The organism is Amycolatopsis thailandensis, from assembly GCF_002234405.1.
Lineage (GTDB): Bacteria > Actinomycetota > Actinomycetes > Mycobacteriales > Pseudonocardiaceae > Amycolatopsis > Amycolatopsis thailandensis.
In genome coordinates, this window is sequence record NZ_NMQT01000030.1 from 1 (window position 1) to 19,152 (window position 19,152).

The 19,152-nt window shown below is 67.9% G+C and carries 21 protein-coding genes; 11 read left to right on the forward strand and 10 right to left on the reverse strand.

Annotated features, from left to right (window positions below; all coding sequences use genetic code 11):
* A partial coding sequence (locus CFP71_RS09160) for a DUF7134 domain-containing protein (RefSeq protein WP_425266611.1) occupies positions 1-326 on the reverse strand: 326 nt, incomplete at its 3' end.
* Between the two features lie 182 nt (positions 327-508).
* Here CFP71_RS09160 and CFP71_RS09165 point away from each other — a divergent pair.
* From CFP71_RS09165 to CFP71_RS09175, 3 genes are all read left to right on the forward strand, one after another.
* A complete protein-coding gene (locus CFP71_RS09165) occupies positions 509-742 on the forward strand; it encodes a hypothetical protein (protein ID WP_093933400.1) in 234 nt (77 codons plus the stop codon).
* A gap of 150 nt (positions 743-892) precedes the next feature.
* Positions 893-1,726 carry a hypothetical protein gene (locus CFP71_RS09170; RefSeq protein ID WP_244199608.1) on the forward strand — a complete coding sequence of 278 codons (834 nt, stop codon included), beginning with the start codon at positions 893-895 and terminating at the stop codon, positions 1,724-1,726.
* Positions 1,727-1,741: 15 nt separating this feature from the next.
* Positions 1,742-2,443, forward strand: a complete 702-nt coding sequence (locus CFP71_RS09175; RefSeq protein WP_093933402.1) for a hypothetical protein — start codon at positions 1,742-1,744, stop codon at positions 2,441-2,443.
* A gap of 515 nt (positions 2,444-2,958) precedes the next feature.
* On the opposite strand, the gene CFP71_RS09180 is transcribed toward CFP71_RS09175, so the two are convergent.
* The gene (locus CFP71_RS09180; protein WP_093933403.1) at positions 2,959-4,614 is read right to left on the reverse strand and encodes a glutamate--tRNA ligase; all 1,656 of its coding nucleotides are present in this window, start codon (positions 4,612-4,614) and stop codon (positions 2,959-2,961) included.
* A 182-nt stretch (positions 4,615-4,796) separates the two neighbouring features.
* On the opposite strand from CFP71_RS09180, the gene CFP71_RS09185 reads away from it, so the two are divergent.
* The 4 genes from CFP71_RS09185 to CFP71_RS44100 all read left to right on the forward strand — a co-directional run bounded on the left by CFP71_RS09185 (position 4,797) and on the right by CFP71_RS44100 (position 8,621).
* Complete coding sequence (locus CFP71_RS09185; protein WP_093933404.1) at positions 4,797-6,035, forward strand: hypothetical protein; 1,239 nt, start codon at positions 4,797-4,799, stop codon at positions 6,033-6,035.
* Entirely contained in the window at positions 6,032-7,558 is a 1,527-nt protein-coding gene (locus CFP71_RS09190) for a vWA domain-containing protein (RefSeq protein WP_093933405.1), read from the forward strand. Before CFP71_RS09185 ends, CFP71_RS09190 begins: the two co-directional genes overlap by 4 nt.
* Positions 7,545-8,318 (forward strand): hypothetical protein, encoded by a 774-nt coding sequence (locus CFP71_RS09195; RefSeq protein ID WP_244199609.1) that lies wholly within the window; start codon positions 7,545-7,547, stop codon positions 8,316-8,318. Before CFP71_RS09190 ends, CFP71_RS09195 begins: the two co-directional genes overlap by 14 nt.
* A gap of 126 nt (positions 8,319-8,444) precedes the next feature.
* Entirely contained in the window at positions 8,445-8,621 is a 177-nt protein-coding gene (locus tag CFP71_RS44100) for a hypothetical protein (RefSeq protein ID WP_167406053.1), read from the forward strand.
* Here CFP71_RS44100 and CFP71_RS09200 read toward each other — a convergent pair.
* Complete coding sequence (locus tag CFP71_RS09200; RefSeq protein WP_093933407.1) at positions 8,568-9,509, reverse strand: MBL fold metallo-hydrolase; 942 nt, start codon at positions 9,507-9,509, stop codon at positions 8,568-8,570. The genes CFP71_RS44100 and CFP71_RS09200 overlap by 54 nt on opposite strands.
* Positions 9,510-9,591: 82 nt before the next feature.
* On the opposite strand from CFP71_RS09200, the gene CFP71_RS09205 reads away from it, so the two are divergent.
* Both CFP71_RS09205 and CFP71_RS09210 read left to right on the forward strand, forming a co-directional pair.
* Entirely contained in the window at positions 9,592-10,443 is an 852-nt protein-coding gene (locus CFP71_RS09205; RefSeq protein WP_093933408.1) for a LysR family transcriptional regulator, read from the forward strand.
* A gap of 39 nt (positions 10,444-10,482) precedes the next feature.
* Positions 10,483-10,899 (forward strand): hypothetical protein, encoded by a 417-nt coding sequence (locus CFP71_RS09210; RefSeq protein WP_093933409.1) that lies wholly within the window; start codon positions 10,483-10,485, stop codon positions 10,897-10,899.
* Positions 10,900-10,901: 2 nt separating this feature from the next.
* Here the strand turns inward: CFP71_RS09210 and CFP71_RS09215 are convergent, their stop codons facing one another.
* The 4 genes from CFP71_RS09215 to CFP71_RS09230 are packed head-to-tail and all read right to left on the reverse strand — an operon-like array spanning position 10,902 to position 12,705.
* A complete protein-coding gene (locus tag CFP71_RS09215; protein WP_093933410.1) occupies positions 10,902-11,228 on the reverse strand; it encodes a DUF3140 domain-containing protein in 327 nt (108 codons plus the stop codon).
* Entirely contained in the window at positions 11,225-11,434 is a 210-nt protein-coding gene (locus CFP71_RS09220) for a hypervirulence associated TUDOR domain-containing protein (RefSeq protein ID WP_093933411.1), read from the reverse strand. Before CFP71_RS09220 ends, CFP71_RS09215 begins: the two co-directional genes overlap by 4 nt.
* 2 nt (positions 11,435-11,436) lie before the next feature.
* Entirely contained in the window at positions 11,437-11,763 is a 327-nt protein-coding gene (locus CFP71_RS09225) for an MSMEG_6728 family protein (RefSeq protein ID WP_208635915.1), read from the reverse strand.
* 36 nt (positions 11,764-11,799) lie between these two features.
* Positions 11,800-12,705, reverse strand: coding sequence for a glutaminase (locus CFP71_RS09230; RefSeq protein ID WP_093933412.1), 906 nt, complete (start codon positions 12,703-12,705; stop codon positions 11,800-11,802).
* A 170-nt stretch (positions 12,706-12,875) separates the two neighbouring features.
* Here CFP71_RS09230 and CFP71_RS09235 point away from each other — a divergent pair, with 170 nt between their 5' ends.
* Entirely contained in the window at positions 12,876-14,267 is a 1,392-nt protein-coding gene (locus CFP71_RS09235) for an amino acid permease (protein ID WP_093933413.1), read from the forward strand.
* Positions 14,268-14,324: 57 nt separating this feature from the next.
* On the opposite strand, the gene CFP71_RS09240 is transcribed toward CFP71_RS09235, so the two are convergent.
* Complete coding sequence (locus CFP71_RS09240; protein ID WP_093933414.1) at positions 14,325-15,809, reverse strand: CoA-acylating methylmalonate-semialdehyde dehydrogenase; 1,485 nt, start codon at positions 15,807-15,809, stop codon at positions 14,325-14,327.
* A 20-nt stretch (positions 15,810-15,829) separates the two neighbouring features.
* Positions 15,830-16,699 carry a Cgl0159 family (beta/alpha)8-fold protein gene (locus CFP71_RS09245; RefSeq protein ID WP_093933415.1) on the reverse strand — a complete coding sequence of 290 codons (870 nt, stop codon included), beginning with the start codon at positions 16,697-16,699 and terminating at the stop codon, positions 15,830-15,832.
* Positions 16,700-16,809: 110 nt separating this feature from the next.
* On the opposite strand from CFP71_RS09245, the gene CFP71_RS09250 reads away from it, so the two are divergent.
* On the forward strand, positions 16,810-17,559 hold the full coding sequence (locus tag CFP71_RS09250) for a GntR family transcriptional regulator (protein ID WP_093933416.1): 750 nt from the start codon (positions 16,810-16,812) through the stop codon (positions 17,557-17,559).
* Here the strand turns inward: CFP71_RS09250 and CFP71_RS09255 are convergent.
* On the reverse strand, positions 17,539-18,984 hold the full coding sequence (locus CFP71_RS09255) for an APC family permease (RefSeq protein ID WP_093933417.1): 1,446 nt from the start codon (positions 18,982-18,984) through the stop codon (positions 17,539-17,541). The genes CFP71_RS09250 and CFP71_RS09255 overlap by 21 nt on opposite strands.
* Between the last annotated feature and the right edge of the window lie 168 nt (positions 18,985-19,152).

Genomic DNA, 19,152 nt, shown 5'->3' on the forward strand with positions numbered 1-19,152 from the left:
GCGCCACCCGCCTGCCGCGGTCCGTACGCCGCCGCGGCGTGCACCGCCAGCGGTACCGCGAGGTCGGCGGGCAGGGCGCCGACGTCGTTCCGGATCGCGAGCCACTGGACGCCCGCGGTTCCCAGTACCAAGGCCGCGCACACCGCGGGTTTGCGCCGCCGGAAGGCCAGCGGGAGCGAAAGGAGCAGGGAGAACAGGAAATACGCGGCCTCCGCCCGGACGAAGAGTCCTAAAAGGACACAGCAGGTCGCGAGCAGCAGCGCGATCAGGGCGTCGACGAGCGGCCCGTGTCCGCGCAGCCAGGAATCGAGTCGTTCACCGAGCACGTCGTCACCTTATGGCGGCGGGTGCCGCCGTCGCCTCGTCGCGTGGGCTGAACCCGGCTACGCCCGCCGGGCTAGCCCGAACGGAGCAAGAAAGCGGCGGGCGCGGCGGCGGAAATCCCGTGTCCCGGCATCTCGCGCCGCGCTAACCTGAAGAAAACGACTTCATCTGCGGGGGAGCGGACATGGTCGGAATATGGATAGCGCTCGGGGTGCTGCTGGTGGTGATCGGCATCGCCGTGCTCACCGATCTGCGCGATCGGGGCCGGGGCGGGACACGCAAGATCATGCTGCCGGGCTGGGCCTCCCGGCGGGCGGACTACACGGAGAACGACCTCGTTCACGGGCGCTGGGTGGAGAAGGCGCCGCGTGAGCAGGACGAAGAACTCCAGCGCAGGTACAAGTCGGGCGACGATTGAGGACTTTCGCCGCGGATTCCCGCGCCGGGTTCCGTGGTTTTCGGGGATTCCGTGGGAAAAGCACCGTTGCGCCAAGCCGGTGACCCCGATCACAGTGACCTCTCGGATCGTGAGAACATGAGGCACAGGTTGCCGGATCCCGGAGGGTGAATGCTCCGCAGAATGCGTCGCTGGCTCGAATTGCTCAGTCTCGGCGGGTTGGCGGTGGTCGGCTTCGTGGTCGGGATCGCGGAAGCGCTCGGCTGGCTGGACAAAGTCGCGCCGAAGGGCATCACCACCCTGACCCTGATCATGGTCAGCGGGGTGGTCGTGGTGCTGCTCGTCGAGCTGACCCCGTTGCGTGCCTTGGAAGACATCCGCGACCGCCTCGCCGGTCTCGACATCGACACCATCGCCTCGAGCCTCCGCCGCACCCACTACGGCGGCGTGGTCGAAGTGCACAAACGTTTTCCGGACGACGCGTTCGCGGCCCGGGTCGCGAAGGCCAAACAGGTGACGATCCTGAACACCTGGATCCCGAACCTGGAATTGCTGGAACACGAACTCGAAACCGCCATCGTCGAGCGCCGGGCCGAAGTGCGGATCATGTTGCTGCATCCGAACTCGATGCTGGTGGGATTGCGTGAAGCGGCGCTGGGCCGGTCCGACGGGGCGGGCAACGCCTTCGTGAGCACGGGGATCGCGAGCTGCCTGGACACGCTTTCCCGGCTGCACCGGCGGCTGGCGAAACGGCAGGGCAACCTGAAGGTGCGGGTGTTCAACTCGCAGGCTTCGGTTTCGGTGTACCGGGCCGACGGGCGCTACCTGGTCAGCATGTTCCTGCACGGCCAGCTGGCGATCAATTCGCCGCAGTTCGAAATCGAGGGCACGCACGACACCGTGCTCGGCGAGCAGATCCAGCGCGAGCTCGACACGTTGTGGGACATCGGCCGCGACGTCGATCTCGGCGACTGGAACCGCAGCATCGACATGATCCGTTTCTGAGCAAGAGGTGTAGTGATGCGAGACCTTGACGAGTTCGAAGACGGTTTGATCGAGCGGTTCCGGAATCACCCGGTGCTGCGGGACGCCGTCGATCTTTCGCCGGAGGACCTGGGGACGGTCCTGACGCAGCGCCGTTTCCTGTCGCTGGCTTTCACCATGGCGTACGACCTGGCGATCGATCTGCTCACCGACGAACAGTCCGTCAGGATCGCCCGCGTCATCATCCGCGAGGAATACCCGGACAACTCTTCGCCCGGCAGCACGCCTTCGCACCGCGAAGACCTGATGACGGACATCCTCGCCCTCGGCTTCCCGCGTGAAGAGCTGGTGCGGTCCCGGCGGTCGCTGGCCACTACGGCCTGCCTCGACACCACCATGGAGCTGATCTCCTCGGCGGGCGACTCGAAGCACTCCGACGTCGAACTGCTGACGATCCTGCGGTTCTGGGGCGAGGTGCTGGTCTCCGTCGAGTACGGCGAGCTGTGGCGCCGGATCGGCCCGGTGCTCGGCGACAAGTCCGTCTTCTACTACCCGCACCACGTGCACGACGCGAAGTCCCGCCCGCTGGCCGCCGCGTCCCCGCTCTCGCTGACCCACTCCGACCAGCTCGGACTGCGTCTCGTACAGCTGATCGACTCGGACGGGGCACGGGAACGGTTCCGGGAGACGGAGAAGGCCGTCGTCGCGATCAAGACCGCGTTCTACGACCAGTTCTAGGGCCTCGTGGTTGGCGATCCGGGTCAGGGCCAACCATGCCTTCGATACCTCCGGTCGGGCGGTTCGCGTGCCCGATGGGACGGCACGCGTGATCAGACGGACGACACGCGTGATTGGACGGACGACACGCGGTGGACCCGGCCGTCGCCGAGTGACGTCCGCCTGGACACACGTGTCGTCCGTCTGATCACGCGTGTCGTCCACCCAGTCACACGAAAGTGCCGAGCTTGGTCACCGTGGTCATGAGTTGCGGTTCCGCGGCTGCCGGGCGCGACGATGTAGGAATTGGGACCTTCAACGTCCCAATTCCTACATCGTCGCCAGGGATGCCCGGTCTTGGACCTTGATCAACGGAGGATCGGGGACGTTGAGTGTCCCGGATCTTCCGTTGATCAAGGTCGTGCCGGGCGCGATCGGCGACAGACGAGGTGGCGGGGGAAGATTCCGGACGTTCAACGGCCGGAATCTTCCCCCGTCGACCGCACCGGCCCCCCGGCACCGGCATCACTCGACCGTCACTCGCCGACGAGACCGGAGAACCGGCCCAGCGTCTCCTCGCGCCCCAGCGCCTGGGTGATCGAGTGCAGGTCCGGGCTCCGGGTCGAGCCCGTGATCGCGATCCGGATGATCTGCGAAGCCTCGCGAATGGAGCCGGGGAAGCCCTCGGGGTTCTTCTTGAGCTCCTTGGCGTTCTTCGCGAAACCGTGCTTCGCGGCGACGTCGCGGATCTGCTGGAACCACTCCTGGCCGTCGTCGAGCTGCTGGTAGTTCCCGACGAAGTCCCGCACCACGGCCTGGACGACCTCGCGGTCGACACCGAGGGCGGCGATCCGCTCGTCGTCGGGACCGGCGACGGCGGCGTGCAGCTGCGGGAAGAAGAAGCCATAGACGGCGCGGAACTCGCTCCACTTCTTCAGGTCTTTGCGCGGGTTCTCGGCACCGTCGCGTTCGACGGCGAGCGCCCGGAGCGCGAGGTCCGGCTCGGCGTCGAGGACGGCGAGCAGCGCGGGGTCGAACCGCTCGGCCCAGCCACGTACCTCGGAGAGGATCTCGGCGCCGGACAGCGTGGCGATGTGGTCGGCCGAGATGTCGTCGAGTTTGACGAGGTCGACCAGCGGGCCGGCGACCCCGCATTCGTCCAGGTTGATCGGCTCGGCCAGGGCCTGGTCGAGCGGCATTTCGGCGAGCCGTCCGTTGGCGAGGCCGCGCAGGTAGTAGAGGACGGCCTTGGTCGGGTAGCCGGACTCGATGTAGAAGTCGACGCTCGCTTCCGGGTCCTTGCGCTTCGACAGCTTGCGCTTGCTGCCGCCCTCCTGCTTCATCAGCGGCGCGATGTGCGCGTAGGTGATCGGCTCGAAGCCGAGCGCCTCGAACAGCTGCTGGTGCACCGGCACCGACGAGATCCACTCGTCGCCGCGGATCACCAGGTTGACGCGCATGAGGTGGTCGTCGACGGCGTGCGCGAAGTGGTAGGTCGGCAGCCGCGGGCTCTGGTCGGAGCTCTTGAGGATGACGACGTCGTTGCGGTTGGCCTCGGCCTCCAGCGGGCCGCGGATGGCGTCGGTGAACCGGGCGCGGGCGCCGGTGTCGTCGGGGGCGCGGAACCGTACGACGTACGGGGCGCCCGCGTCGAGCTTCGCCTGGACGTCGGCAGGGTCGGCGTCGCGCCAGATGGCCCACGAGCCGTAGTAACCGGTCGGCAGTTTCGTCGCCTGCTGCCGGGCGGTGATCGCCGCCAGTTCGTCCTTGGTGGCGAAGTCGAGGTACGCGCGGCCTTCACGGAGCAGGTGGCGGACGTAGGTCAGGTAGATCTGCTCGCGCTCGGACTGCTGGTACGGGCCGTAGTCGCCGCCGCGGTGGATGTCCTCGTCGGCGGCGAGGCCGAAGTAGGCGAAGCCACGCTCGAACTGGTCGATGGCGCCTTCGACCTCGCGGGACCGGTCGGTGTCCTCGACCCGGACGAGGTAGCGGCCCTCGCTGCGGCGGGCGACGTCCTGGTCGATGGTGGCGACGTAGACGCCGCCGATGTGGACGAACCCGGTCGGCGATGGGCCGAAGCGGGTGACCTTGGCGCCCTCGGGGAGCTCGCGGGCGGGGTAACGCTGTTCCCAGTGCTCGGGCTCGGGCAGGTCGGCGGGGAAGAGGGCGTCGATGACTGCTCGGTCCAGCATGGCGGTTCAGATCTCCCGGCGTCGTGGTGCATGGCGGTTTTCGCCACCGAAGAGACTAACCGGTCCGGCTCCCCGGCCTGGTGAGGGTGGGTCACGAAGCGGTCGGAAGCCGAATCGAGACGTGCTTTTCCGTCGGTGGTCCCCGGTAAAATGGGCCTTGCCGGACATCGGGGAGGAAATCGGTGACCACCGATAGCTCGCTTCGTGAAGAACCCCAGCTGACCATCAAACCCAAACCTTCGGCGTTCTTTCTGCGCCGCCGTTTTCTCCGTGCTTTCGGACCCGCGCTCGCCCTGGCCGTGAGCGGTCTGATCGTTCTGCTCGTGAGCGGGACGATCGTGGTGCCCTTCCAGCAGACACTGGTCCTGCGCGGCAAGATGGGCTCCAAATCGGATCTCTTCGAGGACGCGAGGATCCAGGAAATCCTGATGCGCCATCACATCCGCGTCCACGTGACCAGGGCGGGATCCCGGGACGTCGCCACGCACGATCTCAGCCAGTACGACTTCGTGTTCATGTCCGGGGAGCCCGCCGCGGGCCTGGTCCGGCGGTCGAGGGCGAACCAGTGGACGGGCTCCGCGCGGCAGCCGTTCACCAGCCCCATCGTTCTCGCGACGTATCGCCGGTACGCGGAAACGCTGGCGAGCAAGCAGATCGCCTCGAAACCACCGGATCGGCCGGACTCGCTGTACTACACGCTGGACACCGAGAAATTCATCAAGGCGATGCGGCTCGGGCAGACCTGGGACTCGCTGGGCGTCCGCGCTTTCGGCGCGGAAAACGGGAACCGGGTGCTGGCCCAGACGTCGAACATCTGCGACTCCAACTCGGGCGCGACGTACCTGATCCTGCTGGCGTTCCTGGAGAACGGCCGTCAGGTCCCGGTCGTCGACCCGCAGCCCGCCGGCGCGCCCGCCGGTCCGCCGAACCTCTCGGCCGCGAAGGCGCTGGCCAACCGGGTCAAACCGCTCGTGGCCGCGCAAGGTTTCCCGTCGTCCGATCTCTCGGAGTCCTACGCGAACCTGGCCGAGGGCGACAAGCCGATCGTCGTCATCTACGAACATCAGTACCTCGCGATGCAGTTGCGGGCCAAGGCGGAGAGCGGGCGGGCGGACCTCGATCGCGTCCTGCTGTACCCGAAGGACAACATCCTGACGAAACCCCAGTTCCTGGCCCTGAAGCCGGAAGCGGAACGGCTCGGCGAACTGATCACCTTCGACCCCGAGCTCCAGCGCCGCGCGATGGAGCTCGGATTCGGCGTCGCGACCCCCGCGGGCAGCACGAAAAGCGCGAAGCTGTACGACTTCCTGCGCGAACAGGGACTGACGGCCCCGGAGATCGCGGGCGACGACAGCACCACACCGTTGCCGGACAACCCGGTGCTGGAAGAGATGATCAAGACCGTCGGGGACTGCTCGTGAAGCGGCCGCTCGCGCTTCTGTGCTGTCTGCTCCTGGTGGTCTCCGCCTGCACGAGCGGCGGCGAGAAGGTGAAGCTGCGCGTGCTGGCCAGTCCCGAACTGGCGGATCTCGGGCCGATCCTCGGCGACCTCCGCGAAGAAACGGGAATCGAACTGGAGATGGATTTCCAGGGAATCGTCAACGAAAGCACGGCTCTCGTCCCGGGCAGGGCCGCGCATGATCTCGCCTGGCTTTCCACCGACCGGTTCTTCCAGCTCGACTTCCGGCGGGCCGCGGACCAGGGGGAGCGGCCGCTGGCCACCAAGACGATGATCTCCCCGGTCGTCGTCGGGCTGAATCCGGCGAAGGCGGCGGAGCTGCGCCGTGGCAAACCGGACGGGAAGCTGTCCTGGGCGGATCTGGCGGACGCGGCGGCGAGCGGCGGGTTCCGGTTCGCGATGGCGGATCCGGCCAAGACGACCAGCGGGCTCACCTCGCTCGTCGGAGTGGCGACGGCCGCCGCCGGCACCGGGGCGGCGCTGCGGCTCGAGGACGTGAAATGCGACAAGCTGCGGGGCTTCCGCACCGGGCACGCCCTCACGGCGGAGACTTCGGCCGCGCTGGTGGACCGGTTCGCCGAACGCCAGGACGCCGACGCGATCATCGGCTACGAGTCCACTTTGCTCACCCTCAACGCGAGCGGCAGGCTCAAGACACCGCTCGAACTGGTGTACCCGCGCGACGGCATCGTCCAGGCCGAGTACCCGATCCTGCTGCTCGACCCGGCCAAGCGGGAGGCCTACGACAAGGTCGTCTCGTGGGTCAGAAGCCCCGCGACACAGAAGAAACTGATGGACCGCACGCTCCGGCGGCCGATCATCGGCGAGGTGGGACTCGATCCGAGGTTGCCCGCCTCGACCGGGAACTCGCTGTACTTCCCGGACGACCCGGCCGTCGTGGACAAGCTGCTGGAGGACTACGCCGAGAGGGCTCCCGGCCGCGTGATCTTCGTGCTCGACTTCTCCGGCTCGATGAAGGGAGCGAGGATCGCCGCGCTCCGGGCGACCTTCGACGGGCTGAGCGGCGGCCCGGGCGGCGGGTTCGACAGGTTCTATCGCGGTGAGCGGCTCACGGTCCTCCGCTTCGGCGGGAAGATACTGGGAGACAAGGAGTTCACCGTCAGCGGGCCGCAGGATCTCGACGCTCTTCGTTCCTTCGTCGCGAGCGACGACTTCGACGGCGACACGGCGGTCTGGGCGGCGCTCGGCGAGGCCTACGCGAGGGCCGGCGCCGATCGCCGGGCCGAACCCGATCGCGACGTCTCGATCGTGCTGATGACCGACGGCGAGAGCAACACCGGCCCGGGCGTCGATGAATTCCTGCGCACGCCAAGGGATCCCGGCGTGCACACGTACGCCATCCGGTTCGGTGAGGCCGATCCCGCCGAGCTGGCCCGCGCGGCCGCGGCCACCGGTGGCCGCATGGTCGACGCCAACGCGACGTCCCTGCTCGAAGCCTTCAAGGAGATCCGTGGCTGCCGATAATCTGTGGTGGGAAGTCTGGGGAATGTGGCTCGCGGTCTGGGTGGTGACCGTCGCCGCCTTCGTCGTCGCGATCGTCGTCTTCGTCAAACACTGGCGCCGGGCGCGATCCGACGGCGATCAGGGGATGATCCGGGGCATCGGCTTCTACTTGCACACCAAATCCGTGATGGGCCTCTACCAGCTGCATCGCTACAACGAGGCGCTGGAACAGGAGGTGGAGAAGCGGCGGAGCCGGGGCTGGCGGCTCTGGGGATCGGGTGGATTCGGCCCGCTGAAAGGGGAATCGGAGCGCACCGACACCGACGAGGAGTTCCGGCGGTACATCCGCAAGGCCGAGCCGATCACCGTGATCGGCATCGTGATGAAGGTGCTGGAGAAGCACCACGACATCATCTACGTCGACCTGACGAAGCAGGAACTGGCCCACAATCGGGCGCTGGTCAAGGAACTCGGCTGGTCCGACGGTCACGAGAGCACCCGTCAGCTCAAGACCCGGCTGCGCGGCGTCGAGGCGTTCGTCTCCGTGAAGGGCCTGTTCCGCGAACGTTCACAGACCGAGGACGAGACGGTCTTCTTCGCACCGTACGGGAATCCGGACGATCCGGCGCGAAGCAGGCGGATCCGGTTCACCTGCGTGACCGGCGATCTGCGGGATTCCGTGCCCTCCGGCGCGTTCCGGGCGCGATGTCTCGGCAAGGTCGAAGACTGGGACCCCGAAACCGGTGAACTCGTCGTCCATCCCATCGCCATCTTCAAGTAACCCTCCCTGCTCCACTTGGAGCAGTCGAAAGCCACACGTCGTCCATGGTGCTTCGCACTGTCGGCCGGCAGGGGCGAACCTGCACGATTTCGTTGTCCAACACCGCAGGTTCGCCAGGGAGATTCCATGAAGAACGCCGTTTCCGACGACATCCGCCGCCTCTTCGCCGACTCCGGCGTCGACGTGACCGCCGCCGGGCAGGCTGAAGTGGACGTCGTCATCGATCACTTCGACAACTGGAAGAACGCCTCAAGCGGAGGTGCCTTCGGCTGTTTCACCGGCGCTTGCTGTCTCATGGCCTGAGTGGTCGGCGCAGAAACAGCCGACGCCCTTCGCGATCCAGTCCCGGCCTTCCCATTCGGGGTGAAGTTCGATCATCAGCGCTTCGATCTCCGCGGCGATGGTCTCTTCGGGGAGAGCCGAGTCGCGTCGCTTCCAGGTTTCGTCGCGCAGCAGTTCGAGGTACTCACGGACGTCGGTCAGGATCCGGCGTCCGGAGACGCCGCCATGGCCAGGGACGACGATGTCCGGCCGGGTGGCGTCCAGCCGGCGCAGGACTTCGATCCAGCGTCGGCCGGAGACGTCGGTGTCGTACGGCGGGAACCACGGGAAGATCGAGAACTGGCCCGCCTCCACCAGGTCCCCGGTGAACAACACGCCCGCGTCGGGCACGGTCACCACCTGATCGCCCTTGCTGTGGGCGCGCCCGGTCGCCTCCAGCCGGACGACCCGTCCGCCGAGATCGAGTTCGTACGCGTCGTCGTAGACCACGTCCGGGGCGACCAGGTCGACGCCTTCCAGCGCCCGGGCGACCGGGGTGCCGAGACCGCGGAACATCTCCAGATAGCCCGGTCCTTTGTGGACGAGATCGGTCGCCTGCGCGCCGTTGAGGAGATAGGTCGCCTCGTCGGCGAAGACCTGCGCGCCGAAAGCGTGCTCGGGGTGGAAATGCGTCGTGGTCAGATACAGCTTGCGGCCGTGTGCGTATTCGGTCGCGAAGGCGAGCACCTTTTCGGCGTTGCGAGGGCCGAGCCCGGTGTCGACGACGAGCACCGAGTGTCCGCCGCCGACGACCCCGATGTTGGGGACGAGGTCGACGCCGAGATTCGGGATCACCACGAGGTCGCGGGCGATCTCGCGGGCCTGGCCGGGGTCGACGGCGGGCTCGTGGGTGAGTGGTTCGAAAGGCATGACCCCACTGTCGCGCCGCTCTCCGCCCGTCGTCCAAGACCGATCCCCATGGCCCGATACCGGCTGGGTATCATCGCTGGTGATGGAGCTTCGTCTGCTGCGTTACTTCGTGGCGGTCGCCGAAGAGAGACACTTCGGCCGGGCCGCCGCGCGCCTGCACATGACCCAGCCGCCGCTGAGCCGGGCGATCCGGCGGCTGGAGAACGACCTGGGCGTCGTCCTGCTGCGCCGCTCGTCCGCCGGCGTCGAACCCACCGCGGCCGGAACCACCCTGTACGCCGAGGCCCGCACCCTGCTGGACCAGGCAGACCGCGCCCGCGCCCGCGTGACGGCGGCCGCCACGTTCACCGTCGGCACCCTCGCCGACGGAGCGGGAGAGGCCGGGACCAGGCTGGCCGCGGCGTTCCGGCAGCGCCATCCCGAGGTCTCGATCCGCTTCCGCGAGGCGGACTTCACCGATCCCACCACCGGCCTGCGCACCGGATTGGCCGACGTCGCGCTGACCCGGTCGCCCTTCGACGAAACCGGGATCAGCGTCCGAGTGCTGCGCACGGACCCGGTCGGGCTGGTCCTGCGCACCGGCGACCCGCTCGCCGGACGTGAGTCGCTCCGGCTGTCCGACGTCGCCGACCGGCCCTGGTTCCAGTTGCCGGAGGGGACGGACCCGCTGTGGCGCGAGTACTGGAACGGGGCCGCGCCGCTGGGGGAGCGGCCCGCCGGTCCGGTGGTGCGTACGGTCAGCGAGTGTCTTCAGGCTGTCCTGTGGAACGGCTCGGCCGGGATCGCGCCCTTCGGGCACACCCTTCCCGACGGGCTCACGTGGGTCCCTCTGACGGACATGCCGCCGAGCCCGCTGGTCGTGGCGTGGATGACCGCGCGGGAGAATCCGGTGATCCGTTCGTTCGCCAGACTCGCCGTCGAAAGTCACCGGTGAGGGTGGTGTGGAACCACCGGTTCCGGGGAATCCACCGGCATGCCGGAATCACGTTCAGAACCCGATGACGCGACCGTCGATGCCGTCGGAAAGCTGGTCGCCGCGCTCGAAACGGTCGAGCAGGCGCGAGGACACCTTTACGCCTTCCACCATCTGACGGGGAGCGCCGACTTCGCGCTCGACGAGGCCGCCGAGGCGCTGGAGAAAGCCGGGCACACCGAGTGGGCCGAACGCGTCCGGACCGAGCTGATCGGGCTCAATGTGCTGCCGGAGCGGTGGACCTTTCAGCTGATCGAGGAGTACGACGACGGCTACTACGCGGCCTTCCGCGGGATGACTCGGGAGGCCGCCGGTGACCTGACCGGCGGACGGCGCCATCTGCACGAAGAACGCATCAAGCGGCGGCGTCGTACCGCGGGACGGCCGGGCCACGAGATGGGGCGGCCCAGCACCTGAGGCTACTTGCACGGATCGTGACCCCAGTTCATCAGTGAGTGGCGCCAGGTCGTGTCCTCGACGTCGCCCGACGGCCGCTGCGCGAGGTGACGGTGGATGTAGCCGACGACCTTCCGCATGTGCTTCTCGTCCTCTTCGGACAGGTCGGGCTTCTTCGCGCGCAGGATCGTGACGATCCGGCGGCCCGACTCGTGGCCGACCGACTCGCCTCCGCCACTGTGCTGCCCGGCTCGCCGGGATTCGTCGGTCTTCAGCCACTTCTCGAGTTCGCCCGCGGTCATGTTGACCGCCTCGCCGAACTCGGTGCGGACGTCCTTGTCCTCGCTCACATCTTCTCCAGGGCGTCGGGCTTGTGGACCGCTTCGCCGCCGCTCTTGTCGCTGCGGACCAGGTACTGCGGTTCCTGTTCGGAAGCGCGCACGGTGCGGCCACCCGCCTCGGTGTCCGAGGTGATCTTCCTCAGGACCTCACCTTCGCCTTGCCCGCCGTGACTGTTCCAGCGGACCTTGTCGCCTTTGCGGAATTCGCTCGTCATCGTCACTCCTCTTTCAGCGTCCTGCGTGGACGGTCCGACGCGGGCCAGACGTAGGGCGTGGTGCGGAGCAGGTCGAGCCGCAGCGTTTCGTGGCAGGTGTCCTGGCGGCCGGTTTCGCACCAGGCCTCGCAGATGTCGAAGCCGTACCGGACGAGGGCCTCTTCGTACCCCGCCCACATCGCCGCGGCCGGGTGATGACGCCAGCCGTAACCCGGCACCGTCAGCGCACGCAGCACCTGGATCGTCTCCACGCGCTGTTTGCCGAGTCTTCGCTGGTCGAGCACCAAAGCGGAGGCTCGGAAGCCGAGGCACGGAAGGAACGTCTGCACACCGGCGGCTTCCCCGTCAGCGAGGGGTTAAACCGATCAGAAGATCGACCAGCCGGTCAGGGTGGTGAACCGGTCCAGCGCCGCGACACCGGCGACGGAGTTCCCGCGCGCGTCCAGCCCGGGGCTCCACACGCAGATCGCGCACCGGCCGGGGACGATCGCGACGATGCCGCCACCGACCCCGCTCTTGCCGGGGAGCCCGACACGGTAGGCGAATTCGCCGGCCGCGTCGTAGGTGCCGCAGGTCAGCATCACCGCGTTGATCCGCTTGGCGGCGCTCAGGCCGAGCAGTCTGGTGCCGTCGTTGCGCACGCCGTGGCGGGCGAGGAACACCGCCGAGCGCGCGACGTCCGCGCAGGTCATCGCGATCGAGCACTGGCGAACGTATTGGTCGAGGACCGCGGGCACAGGATGGCGCATGTTCCGATAGGACGCCATGAAATAGGCGAGCGCGCGGTTGCGGTCGGCGTTCTCCGCCTCCGACGCGGCGACCTCGGCGTCGATCCCGATGTCCGGACGGCCGCTTTCCTCACGGAAGAAGCGCAGCAGCTTTTCCGCCGCGTCGCCGTGGTGCGCCAATTCGTCGGTCACCACGAGCGCGCCGGCGTTGATGAAGGGATTGCGAGGGATTCCGTCCTCGTTCTCCAGCTGTACGAGTGAATTGAACGGGTTGCCGGACGGTTCACGGCCCACCCGCGCCCACAGGCCGTCACCGTGGGAGAGCGCGAGCGCCAGGGTGAAGACCTTCGACATGCTCTGGATGGAGAACGGCACCTTCCAGTCGCCGACCCCGTGCACCCCACCGTCCACTTCGGCCACCGCGATGCCGAAGCGCCGGGGCTCGACCCTGGCCAGCGCGGGGATGTAGTCCGCGACGGCGCCGCGGCCGATCTCCGGGGCGACGTCGTCGGCGATCCGGTCCAGCAACGCTGCGAGGTCCACAGCCGTAGCGTAGGAGGCCCCTCGCGCGCGCGAAGATCGGGGTTCGCGCGTGAATTTGTCAAATCGAAAAGGGAAATTCCAGTAAAACCACTAGAGTGACGTCTCGCACACCTTAAGTCTTCCTTAGCACTGTTGGTGACCTGCCGCACACGCTCTAGCGTCTGGCAACCATGGATTCCTCGCTGCTCACCGAAAAAGGTGAAAGCTACTCAAAAGCACTGGGCAACCGCCAAGTGCAGATGATCGCCATCGGCGGCGCGATCGGCGTCGGGCTGTTCCTCGGTGCCGGTGGCAAGCTCCACCAGGTCGGGCCGTCGCTGGTCCTGTCGTACGCGCTGTGCGGCATCGCCGCGTACTTCGTGATGCGCGCCCTCGGCGAACTCGTGCTGCACCAGCCGACTTCCGGCAGCTTCGTCACCTACGCCCGCAAGTTCATCGGGCCGTGGGCGGGTTTCGTCTCCGGCTGGATGTACTGGGTGAACTGGGCGATGACCGGTATCGCGGAGATCACCGCGGTGGCGATCTACGTGCACAAATGGCTGCCCGACGTTCCGCAGTGGATCACCGCGCTGGTCGCCCTCGGGGTACTGCTGGCGGTGAACCTGCTTTCGGTGAAGCTGTTCGGCGAGCTGGAATTCTGGTTCTCGGTGGTCAAGGTGCTGGCCATCGTGGTCTTCCTGATCACCGCGATCGGGCTGGTGCTCACCAGCGCCGACATCGGCGGCACCACGGCCGGCGTGCACAACCTGACCGCCCACAATGGATTCTTCCCGGCGGGTATCGGCATCGCCTTGATGACGTTGCAGGCGGTCATCTTCGCGTACTCGGCCATCGAGGTCGTCGGTATCGCCGCCGGTGAGACCAAGGACGCCCGCAAGGTGCTGCCGAAGGCGATCAACGGCGTGGTCTGGCGGATCGGCGTGTTCTACGTGGGATCCGTGCTGCTGCTCGCGATGCTGCTGCCGTGGCCGTTCTACAACGGCGGCGAGAGCCCGTTCGTCACCGTCTTCACCCGCCTCGGGATCCCGGGTATCGGCGACGTGATGAACGCGGTCGTGCTCACCGCCGCGCTGTCGAGCTGCAACTCCGGTCTCTACTCGACCGGCCGCATCCTGCGGGCGCTGGCCGAAAAGGGGGAGGCGCCGAAGTTCGTCGGCAAGATGAGCAGCCGTCACGTGCCCTACGGCGGCATCCTTTTCACCTCCGCCGCCTACGTGCTGGGCGTGGTGCTCAACTACCTGGTGCCGAAGGACGCCTTCGACATCGCGATCGCCATCGCCTCGCTCGGCGTGATCACGACCTGGGCGACGCTGATCTTCTGCCAGATGCGGATGCGCCAGGCGGCGCTGCGCGGTGAGCTGGAACGGCCGTCCTACCGGATGCCCTGGGCGCCCTACAGCGGCTGGGCGACGCTGGGCTTCCTCGCGCTGGTCGTGGTCCTGATGGGCTTCTCCGACGGCGCCGAGAAGATCGCGTTCTACTCGATTCCGGTGCTGGTCGTGGTGCTGGCCGTCGGCTGGCGAGTGGTCGGTAAACGGCAGCAGCGGCACGAGGTGGGCTGACGACCCGCGTTTCGTCCTCTGAACGCGAAGTCGCATTCAGAGGACGAAACGCGTGGGTCAGCTGGACGTCGGGAAGTTGAAACCGGCGGCGGACTGCGGCCAGCGCGTCGTGACGACCTTCGCCCGCGTGTAGAAGTTGACGCCCGCCGGGCCGTGGATCGGGCTGTCCCCGATGAGGGAGTCCTTCCAGCCGCCGAAGGAGTAGTACGACATCGGCACCGGGATGGGCACGTTCACCCCGATCATCCCCACCTTCACCTCCCGCTGGAACCGCCGCGCGGCCTCGCCACTGCCGGTGAAGACGGCGGTCCCGTTTCCGTACGGGTTCGCGTTGATCAGCGCGATCGCCTCGTCCAGGGTGGACACCCGCACGATTCCGAGCACCGGCCCGAAGATCTCCTCGCGGTAGGCGGCCATGTCGGTGGTCACGTTGTCCAAAAGGGACGGTCCGACGAAGAAGCCGTCCTCGTGCCCGGCGACGCGCAGCTCCCGGCCGTCGACCGCCACGGTCGCGCCCTGCTCCGCGCCGAGGGTGACGGAGTCGATCACCCGCCGCCGCGCGGCCTCGGTGACGACGGGACCCATGTCGTTGCCGGCGTCGTGGCCGGGTCCCACCTTGATCCCGGCCGCCTTGCGCTTGAGGATCTCGATGAGCCCGTCGCCCGCCGAACCGACGGCGACGCCGATGGAGATCGCCATGCAGCGCTGTCCGGCGGAACCGAACGCGGCCGCCGTGAGATGGTTCGCGGCGTATTCGAGGTCGGCGTCGGGCAGGACGACGGCGTGGTTCTTGGCCCCGCCCAGCGCCTGTACGCGTTTGCCGGTCGCCGTGGCGCGTTCATGGACGTATTTGGCGATCGGGGTGGACCCGACGAACGACACGGCGGCGATTCCGGGATGCTCCAGGATCGCGTCGACGGTGACCTTGTCCCCGTTGACGACGTTGAACACGCCGTCGGGAAGACCGGCCTCGGCGTACAGTTCGGCGACCAGCCTGGACGCGGACGGAACCCGCTCGCTGGGCTTGAGCACGAACGTGTTGCCGGTCGCGATGGCGATCGGGTGCATCCACAGCGGGACCATGATCGGGAAGTTGAACGGCGTGATCCCGGCGACGACGCCGAGCGGCTGCCGGAAGTCGTGCACGTCCACGTCCCGTGAGACCTGGTCGGAGAAGCCGCCTTTCAGCGCGTCGGCGATGCCGCAGGCGTACTCGACGATCTCGCGGCCGCGGACGATCTCGCCGCGCGCGTCGTCGAGCACCTTGCCGTGTTCGGCGGAGATGATCCGCGCGAGTTCGTCCTCGTGTTTCACCAGCAGCTCGCGGAAGGCGAACATCACCCTGGTCCGCTGCGACAGCGACGAATCGCCCCACGACTCGAAAGCCTTGCCCGCCGCGGCCGCCGCGGTGTCCACATCGGACGGTTCGGCGAGGACCACCTGAGCCCGCGCCTGCCCCGTTGCCGGGTCGTACACCGGGGCGGTGCGGGTGGAGCCCGCCGTGGTCGCGGTGCCGTTGATCCAGTGGTCGATGGTCTTCACGCGTTGTCCTCCACGGGTGTTCACAGCAGTCCGACGGCCGTGTCGACGGCCTTGGCGACGTCGCCGTCGTGCGGGTAGAGCAGGGACCGGCCGACCACGAGGCCTTGCACGGTCGGCAGCGCGAGCGCGCGCTGCCAGGCGGCGAACGCGGCGTCGGGATCCTTGACCTCGCCGCCCAGCAGGACGGCGGGCAGCGTCGAGGCGGCCAGCACCCGCTCCATGTCCTTGACCACCGGGAGTTTCAGCCAGGTGTAGGCCGACGAGCGGCCGAGCGCGGAGGCGATGGTGATGGAGCGGATCACGGCCTCGGGGGAGAGGTCGTTGCGCAGGCGCCCGTCGACCCAGTCCGCGACGAACGGCTCGACCATCGCGACGAGCTTCCGGTCGGCGAGCTCGTTGACCGCCTTGGCGGTGTTCTCCAGGACGCTCGGCGTCGCCGGGTCGGTCAGGCAGATCCTGGTGAGCGTCTTGCCGCCGTCGAACCGCATCCGCTCGATCGTTTCGGCGTCGTAGCAGGCGAAACGATCGTCGATCTCGAAACTCGATCCCGAGAGTCCGGTGCGGTTCATCGAGCCGATGACGGTCTTGCCTTCGAGGGCGCCGAGAAGCAGCAGGTCGTCGACGATGTCCGGTGTCGCCAGCACGCCGGTGACGCCGGGCCGCTCCAGCGCGAGGCCGAGACGGTCCAGCAGTTCGCCGCGGCCCGCCATCGCGAGCGGGTCGGACCCGACGCCGTTGGCGCCGCGCGCGGGGTGGTCCGCGGCGATGATCATCGTGCGGCCCTTGTCGTTGAACGGCGATTTCGCCCGGACCCGGGCGGCGGCGGCCGCCGCGATGGCCTCGGGATCGCGCACCCTCGCGGCGACTATCCGGCGCACTGTGTCCGACACCTTCCTTACCTCCCGGCTCGCTTGGTCCTTCGACCATCGCAAGAGCCCGGAGACTTTGTCAAGACATATGGACATAAGGTCATAGACGCTCGTCGCGGTAGGCTCCGCGCATGAAACCGTGGGCGCCCGGCGAGATCGTGGTGGATCCGAACGGCCCGGAGCCGCTGTATTCCCAGGTCGCCCGCCAGATCGGTGCCGCGATCGAAGACGGCAGGCTGCCGAACGGCGCCAGGCTGGACAACGAGCTGGATCTGGCGGCCCGCCTGCATCTGTCGCGGCCGACCATCCGTCAGGCGATCCAGTCGCTGGTCAATCAGGGGCTGCTCGTCCGCAAACGCGGTGTCGGCACGCAGGTCGTCCGCACCAAGGTCGCCCGCCCGCTGCGGTTGAGCAGTCTCTTCGACGACCTCAGCGAACTCGGGGACAAGCCGGAGTCCGTCGTCCTGATCAACCGGGTCGAGCCCGCGGACGACGAGGCGATCGAGCACCTCGAGACGCCGGGCCTGACCCACGTCCGGCGCCTCAAGCGAGTGCGGTCGACCGGCGGCGAACCGCTGGCGATCATGAACAACTACCTGCCCGACGGTCTCATCGACCCCGCCGACGACGAACTGCGGGACAGGGGGCTTTATCAGCTACTGCGCTCGGCGGGCGTCCGCTTGCACGCCGCCCAGCAGAACGTCGGCGCCCGGCAGGCGACCGAAGAGGACGCCGAACTGCTCGACGAGAAGCCGGGGGCGGCGCTGCTCACCATGCGGCGCACCACCTACGACGATTCCGGCAAGGTCGTGGAACACGGGTGGCACGTCTACCGGGCTTCGCGCTACTCCTTCAATCTCTCACTGACCAACAACGTCTGACGGTTCGCGTTCCAGATCGGACTCCAGCGCTGCATACACCGCGGGACGGAACCGGCGCAGCCAGCCGGCGAGCGCGAGCCCGGCCAGCGCCACGATCAGCAGCAGCCACGGCAGGAGCGGGACGACGCCGTTGCTCGACCCGGCGAGCGTCGGGAAGTTGAGGATCGCCAGCGTCACGATGAGCCCGAGGCCCACCGCGCCCAGTCCGGGGGTGATCAGCGTCTTCACGACCCGGCGGTCCCGGGTCCGGCGGAAGTACACCAGGATCGCCACCGCCGCGAACAGTTGCAGGGTGAGGATGCCGAGGGTGCCGAAGCCGGTCATGCTCGCGGTGAGGTCGGCGACCGGGTCGAGCCCGGCGAGCCGGAACGCCAGTGCCACCACCGATCCGAAGGCCAACTGGACGATCGAGGCGTAGCGCGGCGCGCCGTTGCGCGGGCTGGTCTTGCCCAGCAGCCGCGGCAGCACGCCGACCCGGCCCAGCGCGTACAGGTAACGGGTGGCCGAATTGTGCAGCGCCAGCAAAGCCGCGAACAGGCTGACCACCAGGAGCAGCAACATCACCTTGGTCAGCGGGCCGCCGAGGTATTCCTGGGCGACCGAGAGCACCAGATCCCCGCTCGACAGGTGTGCGGCGGCCACGTCCTGCGCCTGCTCCGCGCCGATCGCGCTGACCACGGCCCACGTCGTGAACGCGGCGAACACCCCGATGAACCCGATGGCGATGTAGGTCGCCCGCGGGATCGTCCGCTTGGGATCCTTGGCCTCCTCGCCGAACAACGCCGTCGCCTCGAACCCGATGAAAGCGTTGGCGGCGAACAACAACGCCAGACCGCCCGCCCCCTGGAACATGACGGACGGGCTGAACGCGGCGAACGAGAAACCGTGCCGGAACAGCACGCTGAAGTCCATGATCAGCAGAATCGACACTTCGAGGATCAGCGAGGCGCCCAGGACCTTCGCGCTGACCGCGATACCGCGTCGGCTGAGCAGGAGCACCAGCACGACCGAAAGCGCGCTCCAGAAGAGCCAGTCGAGTTTCAGGCCGAAAACGTCGTCGATCGCGGTGGACGTGAAGAATCCGCTCGTGCCGATCGCCCCCGCCACGAAACAGTTGTAGCCGAGCATCGCGACGAAACCGGCGACCAGCCCCGGCGTCCGGCCCAACCCCTTGACCACGAAGGCGTAGAACCCGCCCGCGCTGGTGAGCACCCGCGACATCTGCGCGTAGCCGACCGCGAAAAGCAGTAGTACCACGGTGGCCAGCAGGAAGGCCGCGACCATGCCGCCGCCGTTGCCCACCGCGATGCCGATGGCCGCGATCACGATCATCCCGGTGAGGGGCGCGACGGCGGCGAGCACGAGGAACACGATGCCGGGCACGCCCAGGACGTTCTTGGCGAGCGACGTGTCGTCTCGGCTCATATGCTGCTCCTCTTCTCGGCTGGGTGGCCAGTATGGGAGCGGCCGGGGGCGTGGACTTTGGCTCTGCGCGCTCGGTGCTTGTTCGCCAGTGTCTGGTCGACGGCGTCTGCGGACCGATGTCGTGAGGTGCTGGAACTTCGTGAGTTGCTTCGCGGCGTCCGACAACGC